Source organism: Niallia sp. FSL K6-0212, from assembly GCF_038007605.1.
GTDB lineage: Bacteria > Bacillota > Bacilli > Bacillales > Cytobacillaceae > Niallia > Niallia circulans.
Window position 1 is genome coordinate 2276548 of record NZ_JBBOXL010000001.1, and the last position, 21407, is coordinate 2297954.

The 21407-nt window shown below is 34.5% G+C and carries 20 protein-coding genes and 1 pseudogene; 17 read left to right on the top strand and 4 right to left on the bottom strand.

Annotation, left to right across the window (positions count from 1 at the left end):
- The first annotated feature begins 349 nt into the window (after positions 1 to 349).
- The gene (locus tag MHH96_RS10810) at positions 350 to 1873 is read left to right on the top strand and encodes an SIR2 family protein (protein WP_047942803.1); all 1524 of its coding nucleotides are present in this window, start codon (positions 350 to 352) and stop codon (positions 1871 to 1873) included.
- Positions 1874 to 2319: 446 nt separating this feature from the next.
- On the opposite strand, the gene MHH96_RS10815 is transcribed toward MHH96_RS10810, so the two are convergent.
- The gene (locus MHH96_RS10815; RefSeq protein ID WP_047942802.1) at positions 2320 to 2847 is read right to left on the bottom strand and encodes a TetR/AcrR family transcriptional regulator; all 528 of its coding nucleotides are present in this window, start codon (positions 2845 to 2847) and stop codon (positions 2320 to 2322) included.
- A 131-nt stretch (positions 2848 to 2978) separates the two neighbouring features.
- Here MHH96_RS10815 and MHH96_RS10820 point away from each other — a divergent pair, with 131 nt between their 5' ends.
- The gene (locus MHH96_RS10820; protein ID WP_047942801.1) at positions 2979 to 3764 is read left to right on the top strand and encodes a ketopantoate reductase family protein; all 786 of its coding nucleotides are present in this window, start codon (positions 2979 to 2981) and stop codon (positions 3762 to 3764) included.
- 701 nt (positions 3765 to 4465) lie between these two features.
- Here MHH96_RS10820 and MHH96_RS10825 read toward each other — a convergent pair.
- The gene (locus MHH96_RS10825; RefSeq protein WP_047942800.1) at positions 4466 to 4843 is read right to left on the bottom strand and encodes a winged helix-turn-helix transcriptional regulator; all 378 of its coding nucleotides are present in this window, start codon (positions 4841 to 4843) and stop codon (positions 4466 to 4468) included.
- A 167-nt stretch (positions 4844 to 5010) separates the two neighbouring features.
- Between MHH96_RS10825 and MHH96_RS10830 the strand changes: the two genes are divergently transcribed.
- The 8 genes and pseudogenes from MHH96_RS10830 to MHH96_RS10865 all read left to right on the top strand — a co-directional run bounded on the left by MHH96_RS10830 (position 5011) and on the right by MHH96_RS10865 (position 10754).
- Positions 5011 to 5757 (top strand): SDR family NAD(P)-dependent oxidoreductase, encoded by a 747-nt coding sequence (locus MHH96_RS10830; RefSeq protein WP_047942799.1) that lies wholly within the window; start codon positions 5011 to 5013, stop codon positions 5755 to 5757.
- 59 nt (positions 5758 to 5816) lie between these two features.
- Positions 5817 to 5954 (top strand): annotated as a pseudogene (locus tag MHH96_RS10835) (cysteine hydrolase); the annotation flags it as partial.
- A 269-nt stretch (positions 5955 to 6223) separates the two neighbouring features.
- Positions 6224 to 6637 carry a YjdF family protein gene (locus tag MHH96_RS10840; protein ID WP_047942797.1) on the top strand — a complete coding sequence of 138 codons (414 nt, stop codon included), beginning with the start codon at positions 6224 to 6226 and terminating at the stop codon, positions 6635 to 6637.
- A gap of 210 nt (positions 6638 to 6847) precedes the next feature.
- Positions 6848 to 7762: an alpha/beta fold hydrolase gene (locus MHH96_RS10845; RefSeq protein WP_236691796.1), complete on the top strand. Its 915-nt coding sequence runs from the start codon at positions 6848 to 6850 to the stop codon at positions 7760 to 7762.
- A gap of 11 nt (positions 7763 to 7773) precedes the next feature.
- The gene (locus MHH96_RS10850) at positions 7774 to 8325 is read left to right on the top strand and encodes a hypothetical protein (protein ID WP_047942795.1); all 552 of its coding nucleotides are present in this window, start codon (positions 7774 to 7776) and stop codon (positions 8323 to 8325) included.
- 68 nt (positions 8326 to 8393) lie between these two features.
- On the top strand, positions 8394 to 8720 hold the full coding sequence (locus tag MHH96_RS10855; RefSeq protein WP_047942793.1) for an antibiotic biosynthesis monooxygenase family protein: 327 nt from the start codon (positions 8394 to 8396) through the stop codon (positions 8718 to 8720).
- Between the two features lie 271 nt (positions 8721 to 8991).
- On the top strand, positions 8992 to 9816 hold the full coding sequence (locus MHH96_RS10860) for an AraC family ligand binding domain-containing protein (protein WP_047942791.1): 825 nt from the start codon (positions 8992 to 8994) through the stop codon (positions 9814 to 9816).
- Between the two features lie 35 nt (positions 9817 to 9851).
- Positions 9852 to 10754, top strand: a complete 903-nt coding sequence (locus MHH96_RS10865) for a DMT family transporter (protein WP_144546747.1) — start codon at positions 9852 to 9854, stop codon at positions 10752 to 10754.
- Positions 10755 to 11204: 450 nt separating this feature from the next.
- Here MHH96_RS10865 and MHH96_RS10870 read toward each other — a convergent pair whose 3' ends face one another.
- Entirely contained in the window at positions 11205 to 11561 is a 357-nt protein-coding gene (locus MHH96_RS10870; RefSeq protein ID WP_047942789.1) for an MmcQ/YjbR family DNA-binding protein, read from the bottom strand.
- Positions 11562 to 11772: 211 nt separating this feature from the next.
- Between MHH96_RS10870 and MHH96_RS10875 the strand changes: the two genes are divergently transcribed.
- Positions 11773 to 12024 carry a hypothetical protein gene (locus MHH96_RS10875; protein ID WP_144546741.1) on the top strand — a complete coding sequence of 84 codons (252 nt, stop codon included), beginning with the start codon at positions 11773 to 11775 and terminating at the stop codon, positions 12022 to 12024.
- A 145-nt stretch (positions 12025 to 12169) separates the two neighbouring features.
- Here MHH96_RS10875 and MHH96_RS10880 read toward each other — a convergent pair whose 3' ends face one another.
- Positions 12170 to 13219, bottom strand: a complete 1050-nt coding sequence (locus tag MHH96_RS10880) for a LacI family DNA-binding transcriptional regulator (RefSeq protein WP_144546739.1) — start codon at positions 13217 to 13219, stop codon at positions 12170 to 12172.
- A 353-nt stretch (positions 13220 to 13572) separates the two neighbouring features.
- Here MHH96_RS10880 and MHH96_RS10885 point away from each other — a divergent pair, with 353 nt between their 5' ends.
- From MHH96_RS10885 to MHH96_RS10910, 6 genes are all read left to right on the top strand, one after another.
- Positions 13573 to 15009 (top strand): L-fucose/L-arabinose isomerase family protein, encoded by a 1437-nt coding sequence (locus MHH96_RS10885; protein ID WP_095258729.1) that lies wholly within the window; start codon positions 13573 to 13575, stop codon positions 15007 to 15009.
- A gap of 19 nt (positions 15010 to 15028) precedes the next feature.
- Positions 15029 to 15859: a transketolase gene (locus tag MHH96_RS10890; protein WP_412759303.1), complete on the top strand. Its 831-nt coding sequence runs from the start codon at positions 15029 to 15031 to the stop codon at positions 15857 to 15859.
- Positions 15856 to 16821: a transketolase family protein gene (locus MHH96_RS10895; protein ID WP_047942785.1), complete on the top strand. Its 966-nt coding sequence runs from the start codon at positions 15856 to 15858 to the stop codon at positions 16819 to 16821. Before MHH96_RS10890 ends, MHH96_RS10895 begins: the two co-directional genes overlap by 4 nt.
- A gap of 12 nt (positions 16822 to 16833) precedes the next feature.
- Positions 16834 to 18318, top strand: coding sequence for a glycerol kinase GlpK (gene glpK, locus MHH96_RS10900; RefSeq protein WP_061797800.1), 1485 nt, complete (start codon positions 16834 to 16836; stop codon positions 18316 to 18318).
- Positions 18319 to 18463: 145 nt separating this feature from the next.
- Positions 18464 to 19882 carry a PTS transporter subunit EIIC gene (locus MHH96_RS10905; protein WP_053215706.1) on the top strand — a complete coding sequence of 473 codons (1419 nt, stop codon included), beginning with the start codon at positions 18464 to 18466 and terminating at the stop codon, positions 19880 to 19882.
- Positions 19883 to 19992: 110 nt separating this feature from the next.
- Positions 19993 to 21285: an apiosidase-like domain-containing protein gene (locus MHH96_RS10910; RefSeq protein ID WP_061797788.1), complete on the top strand. Its 1293-nt coding sequence runs from the start codon at positions 19993 to 19995 to the stop codon at positions 21283 to 21285.
- Positions 21286 to 21407 lie beyond the last annotated feature (122 nt).

The window sequence follows — 21407 nt, forward strand, 5'->3', positions numbered from 1 at the left end:
GAGCTAGCTAAGATGGCATTCGTTGTGCGTTTATATGCTTTGGTATTAATGATGTTTTTTTATTTGTTCATGGTTTTTCCTAAGAAGTAGGAATATAGGAAAAAGGTTATTAGGCTCCAAGAAATATGGAGCGTAGTTCATTAGGGATGGATGCTCAGTTTCTCATAAAACTACGTATATAAGAAATTAAGTACTGTGGGAGAATGTGTGAGTGCCATTAAATAGGTATACCATAGAAGATATAAATTTCGAAAAAACATAGGCTTGTTTTACTAAAAATATTTATTTTTGTAAGCTTTTGAATATTGAAGTAAAATAATAGAAAAATAGATGGATGAGGTGAAAATGATTGAGTTTACCAACATTATCAGTATTTTTCGGAGCAGGTGCAGAAATAGGTTATGGTTTGCCGTCAGGAGGGAAATTTGCATTAGAAATATTTAGAGTTTCAAATGAAGAAGATAAAGCAACATTTAGAAGCCAGATTCAAAGCCTAGACTCTAGGTCACAGATTGCTACTCAATGGCTTCCAGATAATTATGCGAGTAAGAGATTAAATGTTTTTGGAAAAGGAGAGTTTGAAGGCCTTATTGCCTCTAGTTTAGAAAATAGAAGAAGCAACATTTTGGATTATCTGGATCATTTTGATGAAAACGTTTCCGAGTTGTTAAATAAATGGAAGTTTAATGAAACAATAATACGTGATAAGTTTACAAACGAAACAGGCGAACAAATTGGTGATATGAGATATAATCAAGCAATTCGGTTAAATGAGAAGCTTGCTTCCAGTGTATTGCTGTTTGAATCTGACTATTTTTCAGCATACTTAAGATTATTAGAAAAATATCCAACAGATCGTTATTTGAAAAGAATTGTAAGGGCTTTTTTGGAATTATTGGTTGGAGCAATTGGTCAAAGTCTTGTTTCGCAGCTAAACGAAGAATTGTTTACTGCAGCACCTGATGAATTAAACGTATTTGATGATTTATCGGGGGTTTTTTCTTTGAATTATCAAGGTGTTGGACAAACTGGAATGGAAATTGTAATTGAAGAAACCTCGATTGATTTAAAGGAAGATACAGACGGACTTACAGTGTTTAGAGAACTTGGTAGAAGCATATTAGAAGAAATTTATTGTCAAGCAATGGATTACCAAGCTTTAATAGATAGTCATTTTAGATATCTGTATAATCCTAAAGCGCAATGGGCTAAATTTAGTCGAATTGCTATATTCCTTCATACTGTTCAAAGATATATTACTAATAAAGTCCATGTTGATGAAACAAGAATTTCAGATGGTCCCGGATATTATCACGACTTAATAAATTTAAGAAATTATTTTCATATTAAAGCTGTGGGAACTACCAATTATAACAATTTTGTACAACAGGTATTAGCAGGGACGGAAATCGCAGAAACACCTGTGTATCATTTAAATGGAAGTGTAAATGAATACTATGATCCATACAAAAATGAAATTTTAACAGAACCTTCTTCCGAGGAGAGACAAGGAATAATTCTTGTACCATTTATGTTTACTCAAAGTGGTGTTAAACCTTTGACTTCTGTCAGTATGTCAAGAAAGTATGTTGATCTTTATGATCATTTTGTTGAATCAGACATAGTATGTGTGATTGGTTATGGTTTTAACGGAGATGATGGCCATATAAATGGAATGTTCAGAAGCTTGGTAGAGAAAGAAAATAAAAGTTTAGTCATTTTACACTATAAAAGCGATAATCGTACGGAGCAGCAACTTTTAAGGTATTATCAACAAAAATTACGTTTAAGTTCTTCTGGAAACTTAAGAGTTGTTTTGGTAGATAATAACCGTATATTTAATGGAGATATTTGGTACAACGCCCTACTATAGAGGGTTTCTTTTGACCGAAAAGCTATTGCAATGTGTGTAATAAAGAAGTTGAACTTAAACGTTATAAAATAATAAAATCAGGCAATTGTTTAAAACAAGCTGGAGGAGTTCAGGCGAAAAATGTAAATAACGGTTCTAGTGTTAAGGAAAAGTAGGGGAGAAAGCTTCAAGTTTTACAAGATAATTAAATTTGCGGCGAAAAGCTATTAATAGCCTTTACCGGATAGCACAAGTATAAATCCCCTACTAAACACGACAGTAACTATGATTACGCACTTACTAACACAGAATTTTGTTAGGTTAAAAGTCTTTCAAAAAGTTTAAAGCTGTTAATCACGAAAAAATCAACAATATCTCTTTAGAAAAGGAAATGGTATTTCGTGTTCTTACTATCGATACTCCCCAAGAGAAGCAGCCCATATTTAAACCAAGATTATATAATAAATTTATGTAATGATGGAAAAGATTATATCTTTTAATTCAGCAGCAATTTCTGATGGAGCTGTGTTCAATTCATCTTCAGCTAACCACCATTCAATAGTTCCTAGAATAGTTGATATGATAGCCCTTCTTTTCAAAATACTAACAACGCGGAGATCAAATAAGTCTGAAGTTTCAATAAAGGAAGATATAGATGACTTGAGTTCGTGTTGGAATAGTTGATACCCTTCATTCCTCAATAAGGGTTCAATAAAATTGTAATTTTCCTTTAAGTAATTAAAAGCTAAAGTAAGTGAGTTAATAGTCATTTCTTGATTATGAAGACAGTATTGGTCCATTTGATTTATATAGGTTTTAATGGTTTTTTCCAGTAATTCATATTTATCCTGATAATGAAGGTAAAAAGTGCCTCTGTTAATATCAGCTAATATTGTAATTTGATTTACTGTGATTTTATCAAACGGTTTCTCATTAAGTAATAAGAAAAAAGTGTCTATTATCAGCTTTTGCGTTCTCCTTTTTCTTCTTTCCATCTCCACACCTCAACAATTTTAGTATCATGTTCATTAATCAACATATCTTGCCTTTTGATGATTGTTTCCTGTAATACAAATGATACTATTAAATCAACAACTGTTCAATGAACGAACTGGAGGGGGATTTAATGAATATCTTAGTTATTGGGCGTGGGGTGATTTCTACTCAATATGCTTGGATCTTTAAAGAAAATGGAAATAATATTGATTTTTATATTAGATCAGAATCAATAGATAAGTATACGCGAATGCTGAATTTGCAGCTAGACGATTGGAGGAAACGGAAGTCTAAAAAGATTAATGTATCGTGGGAAACTAACTTAATATATGAAATTCCCCAAAACCATAACTATGACTTGATTTTTGTGAGCGTCAATATTGAACAAATTAGTTCTGTTGTAAAAACATTGAATAATAAGGTGAATAAGGCCACTGTACTGTTTTTTAATAATTTTTGGGATCCAATCAAGCAGACAGAAATATTACCACAATCTCAACTTATATTCGGGTTTCCTGTTGCTGGCGGGGGAACAGTAGGGATAAACACAATTAATGGTGCGTTTTCTTCTATTATAATAATAGGTGATATAGGGATGGCTTCGAAAGAACGAGTACAGCAAGTATACACATTATTTGAGCAAGCAGAATTCAGCGTTAAAAGGCAGACTAACTTTAAAAAGTTCTTATTGAACCACTTCCTCTTAAATGTAGCAGTTGAAATAGAAGTTTTAAAAGAAGGGAGTTTTATAGGATTGATGGATTCTATCGATGCTTTAGGAAACATTTCCATCAATCTTAGACAGCTAAAGCCTATAATGAAGGAGCGAGGAATGAGTTATGATGCTTTAAATACTTTACTTTTCAACGATATCACCAAAAATTATAGGGATTATAATGTCCAAGTTTATCTTTAAAAGTGGAAGTACAGCACGATCTTTAATGGAAGGAAATAATACTATAACTGGACGCAGCGCCAAATTAATTCTTGATGAAGCAAGAAGAAAAAATATACATGTAAATACACTCGAAAATATTAGTAAACTCCTACCCTAATAATATAGCTTTTTTTTACTTATAATAGGAAAATGTTATAGGGCTGCAGTATTCTAATAAATATTACAGAGAAGAAAAATTTGAATGTCTATAAAAAGGTAATATCCAAGAAAAATACGCAGTCAAAAATAAAGTGAATATTCGTGTGAATATAATAGAATTAGACTTTTACTGTCTTAAACCATAATTTAGGTTAAGAAGGATTAACGCTTCTTTTTGTTAAAAAAAGGTATTTCTAATATCGCTATCAGGGCAGGATAATTGAATAACAAGAGAAAATTTAAGCAATGAAAATAGCCGAGTTTATCTCGACTAATTTTTAATAGTATCATCTGAAATAGTTTTTAATATATTGTTTTTCTCTTTTTGTAATTTTAGAAAATATATCAGATACACCAAACTATAAAGTTAAAATAATAATAAGAATCATCTAATCTAAAGTAGCTCCGTGTTTTTAGGTAATGCGGTATTACATTATGTAATTATATCTTGATAGTACGTTCAAGTATTCCTAAACCTTATTCTGAAGGTATTGATTAAGATGACTAATCCCTTTAGATCTCTATGAAATTATATTATCTTGATATGAAACTTGTTCTGGTTGTACAATTTCATATTCACCTTCTGCATACTCTTGCTCCGCATAATGGCTTCCCCATTGACAGAGCTCCTGCAAGATAGGTTTAAGAGATTCTCCAAGTTCAGTGGATGAATATTCAACCTTTGGTGGTACTTGATTATACATCTTTCTGCTCACAAGTCCACTGGCTTCAAGCTCTCTAAGTGTTTGAATAAGCATTTTCTGAGTTATATTTGGGATAATGCGCTTTAATTCACTCGTTCTCTTTGGTCCATTCATTAAAAAGTATAATACAAGGCCTTTCCATTTTCCGCCAATAACTTCCTTTGTCACTTCAAACCCACAACTAAATTTTTTCATGTCTAAAGCTCTCCATTCCACATTTATTACTTTTTAGTTACTATATCACAAAAAAGTGGGTACTTCCGATAATGTGCTTACTGAAGGATACTATATCTTGTAAGTTGTTCTTCAAGTACTTAAGGTACTAGACATAAAATAAAATTAATTCTAAAGGAGTGTTAAGTATGGGTAAATTTGAAGGTAAAATAGCGCTTGTAACGGGTGGAACTAGTGGGATTGGTCTTGCTACAGCGCAAAAATTTGTAAACGAAGGTGCATATGTTTATATCACGGGACGTAGACAAAACGAACTTGATAAAGCTGTTAACCAAATTGGCAAGAACGTAACCGGTGTTCAAGGTGATATTTCTAAGCTTGAAGACTTAGACAAACTATATGACATTATAAAGCAGGAAAAAGGTAAGTTGGACATTCTTTTTGCTAATGCAGGCATCGGCAACTTCCTTCCATTAGGTGAAATTACTGAAGAGCAGGTTGATAGAACGTTCGACATTAACGTTAAAGGAACCATCTTTACTGTTCAAAAAGCGTTATCACTATTCCCGGACAAAGTAGGTTCAATTATTGTAACAGGCTCTACTGCTGGATCAATTGGCAACCCAGCGTTTAGTGTATATGGAGCATCTAAAGCAGCATTAAGAGCACTAGTTCGCAACTGGATTCTTGACCTAAAAGGTACTGAAATCCGTGTAAATGTGGTTAGTCCAGGAGCTATTCTTACACCTGCATACGATGAGCTTTTTGGTGATGCACTTGAAGAAGTAATGGAAAATAGCAAAAATACTGTTCCAGCTGGAAAAGTTGGGACACCTGAAGAAGTAGCAAACGCTGTATCTTTCCTTGCTTCAGACGAAAGCAGTTACTTGACGGGTGTTGAATTGTTCGTAGATGGCGGGCTAGCACAGGTATAATTTCACTGTGCAGAGATTACAAATAGTCCCTAAAAAAGGTTAATGGGGATTTACTTGTAACAGCTGCTTTTGGTATGAAGGACCAAGATGGTACATATTATGATGCAGCTGCTATCCATAATATATCTCTAGCTACATTGCACGAAGAATTTGCCACAATACTTACAACAGATAAATTGCTAAACGAGTTTTTTTAATACGCTTATGGCACTAAGCGGCTTTCCTGTATTAAATAAAGAAATTCTTTTATCATAAACGTAGGAGAATAATTCAGTAAGATCAGTTACAGAGTAAAACTATCTTTTACTATTACCTCTACATAAAAAGTAAATTATTGTATAATATATTTTGGAATGAAAAAACACAATTCGGTTGGTAGTCCGAATGCATTAAAAAATTTAATGTCAGTAGCCTTCCCCTCCTCGGGATGTCCATCGTTCTAGTATAACTGGAGGAGGGACCTATAATGAAACTAACCATTTATTATGATGGTCAATTTTATATAGGGCTTATAGAAATTGTGTCTGAAAATAAACTTAAAGCCTGCCGATATATTTTCGGTAAAGAACCAAAAGATCAGGAAGTATTAGATTTTGTGAACAGAAAATTATTAAGGGTAATTGAATCTAATCAACAAATAGGGATACATATTTGTCAGAAATCACAAAAGAAAATTAATCCTAAAAGAATTCAAAGAAAAGTCTCAAAAGAATTAAAGCAATGCTCTGTTTCTTCTAAAGCACAAGAAGCCATCAAGGCTGAATATGAACAACGGAAGAAAGTAAAATCAGCTAAAAATAAACAGCTAAGAGAAGAAAAAAAGACGTATATTAGAAATTGCATGGTTCAAAAGGCTAAAAATAAACATAAAGGCAGGTAACATAATTTCTATTTTTTGCAGACAACTAATGTTGTCTGTTTTTATTTATCATCATTCACTTAAATAGAATTAATTGCTTTATCTTACTAAAAAACAAGGATGTTTTATCAAACTATCAGGGCATGGAACAGAAGAAGGAATATACAAGACTATATAGAATAAGTAAGTTATTGGAAAAGGAAGAGATAGAACTATTATTCCAAAGCAGGGGTGAATAAGATTAACCAATTTATAATGGTAAAAGAGAAGAAAATAGAACTTTTACATATAGGCAGTAAAGGAATTCCTATTGTTATACTTACAGGAATGGGTTGTTCGTTTTATGAGTGGTATCAAGTAACAAAATCATTAGCGAAATCAAACAGAGTCATTATGTTTCATAGACCAGGACTCGGGCTTAGTCCATTAAGTGAAGAGATACGTAATACGAACGCAGTTATAGATGAATTAAGTCAATTGTTGATCGGATTAAATATTTTTGAGCCCGTTATTTTAGTTGGACATTCTTATGGTGGTTTATGTGCACAGCATTATGCCAAGGTTTTTCCAGAAAAAATTGCCGGAATCGTATTGATTGATTCCACTTCTGTTGACTTAAAAGAATTAGATGAATTAGAGTTACAAGTGCTAGATGAGACTGGTACGGATGAGGTCTGGTTAGAGAAATGCCATTCTTACTCGCTAATGAAACCAGCTGAACTAAAAGAAATAGTAAAACCTACTCTTACGGATAAACAAAAAAATCTACCACTTCATCTCCAAGAGCATGTCCTTGACTTTCAGACAAGTCCTGCCTTATATAAAACGATGTACCTGGAAATGTGTAATTGGAAGAAGGATGGAGAACGAATAAAGAGGTTGGGGGTTTTTCCCAATTTGCCTCTAATAGTTATTGGACGAGATAAAGAATATAACATTCAATTGGGAATTGCGGAGGGACTGCCCGAGTGGGAGATGAGAAAATTAGAAGATAAGTGGGAAGAGCTTATTATGAAACAGGCTAGACTTAGTAAAGATAGTGAATTAATTTTTGCTGAGAATTCTAGTCATTCTATTTATCTTGATCGTCCAGACGTAGTAATAAAAGCAATTAAAAGTTTGAATAAAATTAGAAATGGATTATAAGGGGTTAAACAATGCAACTGTTTAAAATCAATATCAAGAAACAATACTGGCTAGGATCAACTGATTCAGAAGAGGATCTATGCTCTCATGGAGAAATATATTTAAAGGTTAATGACACCGTTATTACTCAATCCGGAATAGATGAAGAATGGGGGATTAGTGAATCGGCATTAGCTTTGTTACGAACATTAGATAATGATTATCTTTGTGCTCCCGAGGATGATGAAGGGTTAATTCTCCATGGATGTGGTTTAATATTGATGACGAGTTGTCCTATTTCCATTCATTGGACAGTAAAACATTGTGGGGATGACGTATTTCTTTCAGATTTTGTTAAGTTTACTAGTACCGACAATCAATCAGGCAGCATCTACTATCCCGATTTAAATGTTAAGCTTAGTAGAAACGAATATACATTTCAAGTTTGTCAATTTACAATAGAGGCAAGGGATTTCTTTCGTTCTTCAAAAGAGAAACGAATTGCTGATGACTTTGATAAAAATATGTATGATGAGTTTTGGAGTGAATATAATCAATTGTTAAATAGCAATTTACCAGACTAAAGGTAAAACGATGCTATAATCATCTATTAAAAGTGATTGGAAAATAAGACGTATTGGAGGAACTAAAAATGAATGGGATTGCTAAAACTCCTAAACTACCTTACTATGCGGTTATCTTTTCTTCCCAGCGAACGGAAGGTGACAAAGGCTACGGAAAAATGGCGGATAAAATGGTAGAGTTAGCTTCACAGCAGGAAGGTTTCTTAGGTGTAGAAAGTGCACGTGATGAGGGACTGGGCATTACTGTTTCCTATTGGGATTCCTTAGAGGCAATAAAGAATTGGAAGGAAAATTCCGTCCATCTTGCTGCGCAGAAATTAGGAAAAAAAGAGTGGTACCAGAGCTTTGCGCTAAGAGTGTGCAAAGTAGAAAGAGATAACTTCTTCGAAATGTAATAAAGCTAGTCTCTTTAGGCTAACCATAAAAGAAGAAGAGCATCTTTGCGGAAAATGATTCTTTGATTAGAGGAACAAAATTTTGATGATGAGTTTGAACTAAGCTATGGAAAAAGTGAGGTAACTTTTTTGATAGGAGCGTCTATTACCAGGATAAATGGTTTGACGCTTTTTTTATTTGCTTAAAGCTTTTTTAGTCAATATCCTACAAGAACAACTAATAAAAATATGCTAAGCTATTTAAACAGAAGACAAGGGGGAGCGGTATCAGATGAGAAGGGAAGAAAGAAAAATTTGTTATGATGAAGATTTGCAAATTGAGGCCTATCGTTTTCACGGGATTATGCAAAAATTCCCCAATCACTTTCATGAATATTATGTTATTGGCTTTATCGAGAGTGGTCAAAGAAAATTGACATGCAGAAATAAAGATTATGTTATTAATAGTGGAGATCTTATCTTTTTTAATCCATTTGATAATCATGCTTGTGAACAAATGGATGATGAGCCCTTAGATTATCGTTGTTTAAATATTACGCCAGAAGTAATGCGAAAAGTAGTTGAAGAAATCACTGGTAAAGACTATCTGCCTTCCTTTAAAGGTCCAGTCGCCTTCCGTAGTGAACATGCAGAATTATTAAAGCGGCTGCATCAAATGATCATGGCTGAGTTAGGAGATCTGGAGAAAGAAGAAACTTTTTATTTCTTAATGGAACAATTGATTGAAGAATATAGTGCCATAGAGAAAAACATTAAATTGGATAAGATGGCCAAGGAAATATCAAAAGTTTGTGAATTTATTGAAAGGCACTATGTTGATCCGATTTCTCTTGATGATTTGGTGGCGGTATGCAATATGAATAAATACACCTTATTACGTTCATTTGCGCGAATTCGCGGAATTACACCTTATCGGTATTTACAGACAGTGCGTATCAACAAAGCAAAGAAGCTATTAGAACAAGGGATGAAACCAACCGATGTAGCTGCTCAGACTGGTTTTGTGGATCAAAGCCATTTCAGCCATTATTTTATGGACTTTATTGGATTAACGCCTGGACAATACCGAAATATATATATAGATAGTGTAAATTAAATCGTTTCAACTAGAAGGAAAGAGTGGCGAACAAGATGAAGTTTGGACATATTTCAGCAATGATCACGATATTGATTTGGGGGACAACATACATATCTACAAAAATATTATTAACTGATTTTACTCCCATTGAGGTATTATTTTTTCGTTTTGTTATTGGAATTGTAGCCTTGAGCATCATTTATCCATATCGATTAAAAATGAAAAATAGAAAGCATCATTATTTATTTTTACTTGCGGGGTTATGTGGGGTAACACTTTATTACCTCTTAGAAAATATTGCTTTGACCTTTACTACTGCTTCTAATGTAGGAGTAATAAGTGCGATGGTGCCATTTTTCACTGCTATTCTCACTTATTATTATTTGAAAAGTGAACCCTTGCGATTAAATTTCTTCATTGGTTTTATTCTAGCTTTAATAGGAATTTTTCTCATTAGTTTTAATGGCACTGCTAATTTTAAAGTAAATCCATTAGGTGATCTACTAGCTGTCGCAGCAACTCTTATATGGGCTATCTATTCTGTTATTACGAAGAAAATTAGTAGTTATGGATATAATACGATTCAAGCCACAAGGCGGATTTTTTTATACGGTATTTTATTTATGATCCCTGTTTTATATTTGTTTGACTTTAAACTAGGAATCGAACGTTTTGCCCAGCCGATCTACTTATTTAACATCATTTTTCTGGGGTTAGGCGCATCGGCACTTTGTTTTGTTTCTTGGAATTTAGCCATTAAAAAATTAGGGGCAATTAAAGCAAGTGTATATATCTATCTTGTTCCCATAATTACTGTTATCACGGCGATGATAGTCTTAAAGGAGCCTCTAACTTGGATGGCAGCTCTTGGCATCCTGCTTACTCTAACTGGCCTTTTCGTTTCCGAAACTAAAATAATTACTAAGAAAAAAAAGGATTTGGTAAGTAGTTATTAGATGGAGGGATACTTATAGCAATGAGGGAGATTGCTTTTTTATAAGAGTGGTTCTTTATAAAATGAGACTGTTAAAATGATCTAATTTTTTCATGGAATGTAAAGTGTTGGCTAAGTGAAGGATATAGATAATATGCTTTTTGACAGATTGCTAGTTTGTATCTCAAGCTAGGAATGGCACATTCAACATTAAGGAAATAGTTCATATTGCTGTTCATATACACAGATTAATTTCATAATCAGCTTAAATGGTTTTATCTCCTGCCATATTGAATAGCTAGATTTAGGGTTTTATAAAGGACTCTTCCTTTTTTTAAAGCAGGGTCCTTTATTATGATATTACAAATGTAGATGTTATAAACTAGAGAGAACTGTAGATTATGGACGAATTCATTATAATGCAAATTATCTCTTTGTAACTTTTTAAGGTTATAATAAACATAAACATATTTTATTTTGTTAAATGATAACTAGTATCTAGTAAATTATAGATGTCAGCTTTAGGGTATGGGCTATCAAGTATGATAGAAATCCAGTGTTCCTTATTCATATGGTATGCTGTTAAGATTCCCTCTTCTTTCTGAAGTAGATTTTTTAATTCTGGTTCACATTTTACATTTAAGACATCTACTACTTCTTCTCCTGATAATCCTAATTTGTTTTTAGGAACATTCATCATTAAACCATACCATTTGCCCTGATTAACATGTCTTAACACAGCATAGTTTTGGAATTTTTTCCAAGGATACTCTGGATTTGTACCATACTTTTCTTTTGCATAAGAAAAAATTTCTTTTCTCGTTGTCATAAAGTTTAGTTCCTTTCTTTATCCTCTTTTATTAGTATGAACTGATTATGTCCTTGATTATATCACTATTATTTATTTATGTTTTTTTCCATGTTATTTGCCTATATTTAATAGAAGCTTTATTGTTAACTATATAGTATTTCTATGTACATAGGATTACTATATAATAGAAATAGGATTAATTATTAGGTAATTAAAATGGGGGAGAATTATGAAGGGATTAGCTTTATTTTTGATGCTTTTTTATTTCCTTGTTACCGGATTATGGATAGCAAATTCACCGTATTTATTTTCCGTTCAAGGAATGATTGTATGGCTGATATCGATTGTGCTAGGGTTTGTAACGTATAAGCAAATAATAGAAATAAACATTATAAAGAGACTTATGCTGTACTTCACCTTCTTTATGGTGTTTTTGCTTATAATGACAGGTTTGATACATTGGGCTGTCAATTCTATGTGATAATGTCGTTGTATGGCTGTTACAAAATTCAAGCTTTATAACAGGCATGACACTGCCGATTGATGGAGGATTTTCTTCGTATTCTGGAGTTTGATAGTCGTAAATATACTAAAAGCAGAGTCTAATTAGATTCTGCTTTTAGTTATTAGGTTAGTATCGTTTTTTGATTTGAAACTTTTACACAAGATTTCCGTTTCACTAATTCTGTATCTATAAATATTTTCATTTTATCTTCTTCGTTTTCATCTATTTCTCGGATAAGCTTCTCAACAGCTAGTGATGCAATCTTGTCTTTCTTGACATGAATAGTTGTGAGTTCTGGGCTGACAATTTGAGATTCAACAATATTATCAAATCCAATGATGGATATGTCTTCCGGTACATGGATATTTAATTCATGGAGTGATTTAATGATACTAATCGCCATGTAATCACATTCACAAAATATAGCGGATGGTAGGTTATCCTTTAACTCCATTATATTTTGTTTGAAATCCTCTTGCACAGAAAGATCGGTTGGAGACATTTTGAAAATATGTTCAGGTTTAATGGTTAATCCATTTTCACTCATTATTTTTTGAAATCCTTTTCTCCTCGCATCAAAATTATACATGCGTGAAACCGATTCTGCATATCCAATTACCTTATGACCTAACTCAATCAAATATTCCCCCGCTTGGTAAGCGCCAATGATATTATTCATCACAATGAAGTTAATATCCAAAGTTTCAAAACAAGTATCTAAAACAACTAAATTTGGCTGCAGCTTAGAAACGGTTTTAATCTGTTCTTCAGTCAGGTTGGTCCCTAACAGCAATATACCAGAAGACTGTTGCTGCATTTCAAGATTCGTTATTTCTTGCTCGAGCGAATCTATATTTATAGAGGAGATGATTAAGGAATATCCTTTTGATGAGATAGACTGGTCAATATTATTGATTAATTCCATAAAAAAAGACTGCGACTGATATTGTTCGGTAACGATACCGGTATGGGTACATGCTACAAAACGAAATATTTTAGTTGGAGAAGTATTTTTCCCTTTTGAAAAAGTTCTTGGGTTATAGCCATTTTCCTTTGCGATTTTTAATATTTTTTCTCTCGTTTCTTGACTAACACCGGGTTTTCCATTTAACGCCAAAGAAACAGCTGATTTGGATACCTCCGCTATTTGTGCAATATCATCTATCTTCATTTAAATCCTCCACCCTATATAAGTAAATAAAAATTTTCCAATGAGTATATATATTAGTTTAGTTAAAAAGTTTAGTTGTGTCAAACTAGCAAACTACTAAATGATTACTATAATGCTTATTTTATTAGGGTTTTTTACACGATTTAACTAAACTTAACTAAAAATAACGTTTACAATATGGTAAAAAACAAATAAAGTTTATATAAAATTATTGACTTTAATTTAGTTTAGGTGTTAATCTAATACCGAGAAATAAATCAAAACTTATTATGTAATTGTATAGTTTATAACGGTTTAGAAAAGTTTAGGATAGTTTAGAAAGTTTAGTAGTGAATGTCAATTGGGGGAATATCATGGAAAAGTTTAAATTAGGTTTTGCGCCAACACGGAGATTCGTGTTTAGTAAAGAGGATGCTTACAAATATAAAGAACTAATAAAAGAGAAGATAAGAAGTTTCGGCTTGGATATGGAGATTGTGGATTTAGAAGGAATCAATGAAGAAGGATTACTATATAATCGTGCAGATGAGCAGGCAATCATTCAACGATTTAAAAGGGAAGATGTTGATGCATTATTCTTTCCCCATTGTAATTTCGGTACCGAAGATCTTGTTGCTAAAATTGCTAAGGCTATCGATAAGCCTGTATTAATCTGGGGACCTAGAGATGAAGCTCCTTTGGAAAATGGAATGAGACTGCGGGATACGCAATGTGGAATTTTTGCGACAGGAAAAGTATTGCGCAGGTTTAAGGTCCAATTTACTTACATAACAAACAGTAGTGTTGACTCTGAAGTTTTTGCGAGGGGTTTTAAAAACTTTATAGGGGCTGCAAATGTTGTTAAGCATTTTAGGAAACTTCGAATCCTTCAAATCTCCACAAGACCTTCTGATTTTTGGTCGGTCATTTGTAATGAAGGAGAATTGTTAGAGAAATTCGGAATTCAAATATATCCGATTACCTTAGATCAAATTAAACAGAAAACACTTAAGATTGAAAAAGAGGGCGGCGCTGAACTTGAGCAAGCAGTAGCTTATATTAAAAAAACACTTGATTGGAGTACGGTTAAGGAAGAAGATGTTCGTCGGATTGCTGCACTAAAAGTTGGTATGAAGCAATACGCGGAAGAAACAGGCAGTTCTGCTATTGCTATTCAATGCTGGTCCACTTTGCAAGACATTATTGGAATTATGCCCTGCCTTGCAAATGCGATTTTGACAGATGAGCAAATACCTGTTACTTGTGAAACCGATATTCATGGCGCAATTACTTCAATCATGGTGCAAGCAGCAACACTAAATACATTGCCAACCTTTTTTGCGGACATTACGATTAGGCATCCCGAAAATCCAAATGGAGAACTGTTATTCCATTGTGGTAATTTCCCGGTTTCTTTAAGTGTGGAAGAAAAACCGCAATTGAATAAACACTTTTTATTTGATGATCATTCACCTGGTACACATGAAGGAGAAATAAAAGGGGGCGAAATGACCATTGCTCGTTTTGATGGTGATAATGGGGAATATTCCATCTTTTTAGGAAAGGCAAGAGGGATAGAAGGACCGTATTCAAGAGGCTCCTACGTGTGGGTTGAAGTAAATGATTGGCCGCTTTGGGAAGAAAAATTAGTGAAGGGACCATATATTCACCATTCTACAGGCATTCATGCCAATGTAATACCAATAATCTATGAAGCATGTCAGTATATTCCTGGATTGACTCCCGACCCAGTTGATCCAACTGAAGAGGAAATTCGCGCATGGCTGCGAGGCAGTGACATAAATTATTGATGCAATGGAGGAGATAATTATGATAGATATAAAAAAATTAGAACGAAAAGCCGCAGAAATTAGAATGACAGTGATTGATATGGTTTATGAGGCTGGCACTGGCCACACCGGTTCATCCTTATCCAATACAGATATCTTAACCGTTCTTTTCTATGAGGTAATGAAGAATGATCCAGTTAATCCAAACTGGGAAGAACGAGATCGGTATATTCAGAGTAAAGGTCATGCTGTTGAATCCTATTGGGCTGTTTTAGCGGATAAAGGCTACTTTCCAAAAGAAGAATTAAAGACATTTTCTAAATTCAATACAAGACTTATCGGGCATCCAAACAATAAAGTTCCTGGCGTAGAAATGAATACCGGTGCATTAGGACATGGTTTATCCATATCCGTAGGAATGGCATTAGCGGCCAAAATGGATCATAAGGATTATCGAGTTTTTACATTAATGGGTGATGGAGAGCTCGCGGAAGGCTCTGTGTGGGAAGCCGCTATGGCAGCATCGCAATATAAGCTTGATAATTTAGTAGGAATAGTGGATCGAAATCGATTGCAGATTACGGGCAGTACAGATGATGTAATGAGCAATGAACCTCTTGATAAAAAGTGGGAGAGCTTTGGCTGGGACGTTATCGAAGTGGATGGCAATGATATAGCTGAATTAGTGCAAGTCTTTCATTCAATCCCGAAGACAGAAGGGAAGCCTACTATTATACTCGCAAATACAATTAAGGGAAAAGGAATTTCTTTCGCTGAAAATGAGGCTGGCTGGCATCATCATGTTCCATCTCAAGAAGAATATGAACTGGCAATGAAGGAACTTTCTAAGCGTTTGGAGGTATTAGCATGAATAACGTCATACTAAAAAAAAATACTGGCAATAAAATTGCAAACCGGACAGTGGTAAGCGATACTTTATTAGATTTAGCAATGGACAATAAGGACATTCTCGTTTTAACAAGTGATTCTAGAGGTTCGGCTTCGATGGTTCCTTTTGCAGATGCATTACCAGAACAGTTAGTGGAAGTAGGAATTGCTGAACAAAACTTGGTAGGGATTTCAGCGGGATTGGCTGCTTCTGGAAAAATACCATTTGTTGCTTCTCCAGCTTGTTTTCTCAGTATGCGTAGTATAGAGCAGGTTAAAGTGGACATCGCTTACTCAAGAACAAATGTGAAACTAATTGGAATCAGCGGTGGTATCAGCTATGGAGCGCTTGGAATGTCTCACCACTCTGTCCAAGATTTAGCGGTGACAAGAGCGATACCAGGCTTACATGTTATGATGCCGGCTGATCGTCATGAAACGAAAAAAATGATTGAAGCATTAGTGGATTATGATACACCTGTTTATATGAGAATTGGTAGAAATCCAGTAGAAGACTCTTATCAAAGTGATGAGTACGACTTTCAAATTGGCAAATCTGTTACGATGCATGAGGGCGGTGATTTAACGATTATTGCTTCTGGGGAGACGGTACGTGTTGCGCTTGATACTGCCTTTTTGCTAAAGGAAGCAGGGATTAGCTGCAGGGTCCTAAATATGCATACGATAAAACCACTAGATGAAGAAGCGATTATCAAGGCAGCTAAAGAAACGGGATACATCATTACAATCGAGGAACACAGCATATATGGCGGGCTTGGTTCTGCGGTTTCAGAAGTGACTTCCAATAAATGTCCTGTTCCCGTGAAAATAATAGGAATTCCAGATGAACCAGCAGTAGCTGGAACCACGAAAGAAGTATTTCAACATTATGGAATTAGTCCTGAGAATATTTCAAGTATCGCTAGAAAATTACTTGGTCAATAGGAGGAGACAGCGATGAGCGATAGTTACATCCTAGCAATAGATCAAAGTACTTCTGGCACAAAAGCATTACTTGTTGATGAAAAGGGTTCTATCATTGCAAAAGAAACGACAAGTCATAAGCAGCTATATCCTCAGTCGGGTTGGGTGGAACATGACCCGATTGAGATATATGATAATGTGAAGAAAGTAATAAATAGTATTGTTGATTCAAATCAATCTTTAATGAGAAAAATGAAGACCCTTACAATAACGAATCAGCGTGAGACTCTTGTTATTTGGGATAAATATACGAGTGAGCCGGTATATAACGCGATTGTGTGGCAGTGCAGAAGAACGACGTCTATGTGCTCTTCTTTGAAAGCAAAGGGCTGTGAAGAAAAGGTTCATGCGAAGACAGGACTTAAGATAGATCCATATTTCTCGGCAACGAAAGCAAAATGGATCTTAGAAAATGTCCCAGGTCTCAAAAAAAGAGCAGAAAAGGGAGAGATTCTACTTGGGACAATTGATAGCTGGTTAATTTGGAAATTGACAAATGGAAGGGTTCACGCCACAGATGTAACGAATGCAAGTAGAACACTTTTATTTAATATTCACTCTTTATGTTGGGATGATGAATTACTGAGGATTTTTGAAATACCAAAGGAAATGCTCCCTGAAGTAAATTTTTCTGATCGTATATTTGGAATGGTCGAGGACAGTGAACTATTAATACATAAGGTGCCGATAGCGGGAGTAATAGGCGATTCACAAGCAGCTTTATTTGCGCAGCGGTGTTTTAATAAGGGGATGGCAAAAGCTACTTTTGGCACAGGTACTTCTGTAATGGTGTATACAAATGAATATGTTCAAGCAAAAGAAGGGTTAGTTACTTCAATAGCTTGGGGATTCAATGGCAATGTTCACTATGCTTTAGAGGGGATTATTAATACAACAGGTGATATTATCCGCTGGATGAAAGAGGATCTTACTCTTTTCACAACTTTTGAAGAAGCCGAGATATTGGCAGAAACACTAGATAATAATGAAGGAGTATACTTAGTTCCTGCTTTTGTAGGACTAGGTGCACCGTATTGGAGTCCCAATACAAAGGCAGGAATTACTGGGATGAGCAGAAACACAAACAAGTCACATCTAGTAAGAGCAGGGTTAGAAAGTATCGTTTACCAAGTAAAAGATATTATTCAATTAATATATAAGGAAACAAACGTAGTGGTAAAAGAGTTAAGGGTGGATGGCGGTGCAACAGCTAACGAATTTCTAATGCAGTTTCTTTCTGACTTATTAGGAGTCAAAGTCATTGTTTCACATGTTTCTGAGCTGTCAGCACTAGGTTCTGTTTATCTTGGTGGTCTTGGAATGAATATGTGGAAATCAGTTGAAGAAATATCTCAGTTAAATAATGAAAAACGTATTTATAGCCCAAAAATGGATAGAGAAACGAGCGAGCGGTATTATGCGGAATGGATGAAAGCAGTGCACACTCTCTTAATCTAAGAAGATTGTAAATGAATGCGCTTTTAATTTATGTAAGGGAGGTGAATGCTCTTACAATCTATTTGAGGTTCTTGTTGTATCCCCAATTTTTAAATGCATGTTATTTAATTAACTAGTTAGGATAATGTTGATTGGAGGCCAAAAAATGAATTATGGAGCACTTGCTAAGAAGATTGTTCAAGAGGTGGGCGGGAAAGAAAATATCAATAGTGTTATACACTGTGTAACACGGTTAAGATTTAATCTGAAGGATCAATCACTTGCAAATACTGAAGTCATCAAAGATATGGATGGTGTTATGACCGTGGTTATTAGCGGAGGGCAATACCAGGTAGTGATTGGTGATCAAGTTCCTATTGTATATGCAGAAGTGGTCAATTTAATTGGGGGAGGAACTTCTCAAAATGTAGAGGCTGCGGAAGAATCGGATGAAAAAAAAGGTTTGTTTAGCAAATTTGTGTCCCTTATTTCTGGTATATTTATGCCTGTAATGGGAGCGATGGCAGCTGCTGGGATTCTAAAAGGATTTTTGGTAGCGCTGACGGTGGTTGGATGGATAGATGAAGAAATGGGAGTATATAAGATCTTATTCGCCGCATCTGATGCATTCTTCTATTTTATGCCTATCCTGTTAGGATTTTCAGCTGGTAAGGTGTTTAAAACGAATTCTTATATTACAGCAACTATTGGTGCGGCTCTTGTTTATCCGACAATGATTGAAATCTATAATGCGGGGGAAGCATTAAGTTTTCTTCAGATTCCCGTTATCCTTATGAATTATACGCAATCGGTTATTCCGATCATACTAGCTTCGTTTTTAACAGCTAAATTAGAAAAAGTGCTGCTGAAAGTAATTCCTAAATCATTGCAATTGATTTTTGTTCCTTTATTTATTACTGTCATAATTGTTCCATTATCTTTTATTATAATTGGACCAGTTTCTGTATATGCAAGTGAATTATTAGCTAAGGGAGCGATGGCTGTATACTCATTAAGCCCTGTTATTGCGGGATTACTATTAGCGGGAATTTGGCAAATTGCAGTAATGTTTGGACTGCATTGGGCCTTTATCGCAATATTTATCAATAATATCACTACATTAGGATTTGATCCTATAAATGCATTACTGTATTGTACTGTATTTGCTCAAACTGGAGCGGCTTTAGCTGTTTCCTTAAGAACAAAAGAAACAAAAATGAAATCGTTATCAACCACTGCCACCATCTCAGGATTTTTAGGAATTACAGAGCCTGCCATCTATGGAGTTAACTTACCACTGAAGAAGCCGTTTATTATGGCGTGTATCGGCGGTGGCGTTGGTGGTGCAATTGCCGGCTTCTTTAGTGCGAAGATGTATGGGGGATTTGCATCAGGGGGAGTTTTTGGGATACCGATGTTTATTGATCCGGACGGAATCAGTTCTGAATTTTATGGCTTTGCTGTTTCGTTGCTTGCAGCTCTAGTAACTGCTTTTGTACTTACTTTCTTATTTGGCTATTCCAAAAAAGTGAGTACTAAACCAGCGAAAGAGAAGTCTGCAGTAACCAGTGACAGTAATCTATAATCATATAAAATGGATTTAGTAGGGTAATAGAATTGCGATTTAACAGAGTCGAGAGAGAAAATAGTAATGAAACTATTTTCTCTTTACTATTTAATTTGGAGGGGAATCAATTGATTAAATTAAGAGTTGCGGAGAATAAAAAATGCTTGGAAACAACCAATGGAGAAAAGTTTTTTTACCTGGCAGATACGGTTTGGAGTGCCTTTACTAATGCAGCTTTAGAAGAGTGGAATGATTATCTTGAGCTTAGAAAGACTCAAGGATTTAATGTACTTCAAATTAATATTCTTCAACAGTGGGATGCGAGTGAAACTGAGTTAAATATGAAGCCATTTGAATATAAAGAGGATGGATCATTCGATTTTTCCAAGAGAAATGAAGCATACTTTGAACGAGCAGAAAAAATGGTGCAAATGGCAGTTGAGAAAGGATTTGTTCCTGCATTGGTTTTATTATGGTGCAACTATGTACCAGAAACTTGGGGGTCAGAAATTAGTAGTGTGAATAATATGCCTTTAGATGTAGTTGAGGATTATGTAACATACGTCGATGGAAAATTTTCTAAGTATAATCCTATTTATTTAGTAAGTGGGGATACTGATTTTCCAACTGAACTTACTATTACCTATTATTCTTTAGCCTTAAATACCATTAAAAAGTTAAGTCCTCAATGTTTAACTACTTTACATGTTAGAGGGAGGCTAATGGAAATACCTGATGAGCTACTATATAGTGATAATTTGGATTTTTATATGTTTCAATCTGGTCATAATATTCAGTTTCAAAGTATGTCTTACCAGCTCGCAGAAGAGTTTAGTAATAAGCCGGTAAAAAGACCTTCTATTAATTCAGAACCATGTTACGAGCAAATGGGTTATAGCAGAAATTTATACGGAAGATTTACTAGATTTGATGTGAGAAAAGCAGCGTGGCAAAGTTTATTATCAGGAGCAGAAGCAGGGATTACATACGGAGCCCATGGTATATGGAGCTGGCACAAGAAAGGGAAAGGATTTGGCTTAGTTGGTGAGGCATTTGATAAGCCTTTTGATTGGAGAGACGCAGTGAAATTTGAAGGTGCGTGGGATTATGCTTTTGCAAAAAGTTTATTTAAATTATTTAGTCTCCATGATCTGCAGCCATTGGATATTGTGTTAAAAAATACAGAAGAAATTAGGGTTGCGAGTACTGCAGGGTTAAATAAGATAGCTATTTATATGCCAGTTAACACTACCTTGAAATTAAATAAGCTATTAGAAAACTATGAATTCACCATAATAGATTTAGAGCAAAGAAGATTTGCGGAAGCGGATGTTTCCTTTAAAGATAATATAACCGTTATTGGAATGCATAATTTTGAAGCAGATGTTGTAATTATTGGGGAGAAAAAGCTGGGAAGCTAATGGGATAGTTTTGAGAGTTAGGAATAAAACGGCGTATAAAAAATGCTAAACAAAACTCTATTGTTTGGAAAAGCCCTTGTCTACGTTTGGGAATGAGAAGGTCAGTACTAAAAGAAGTGTCT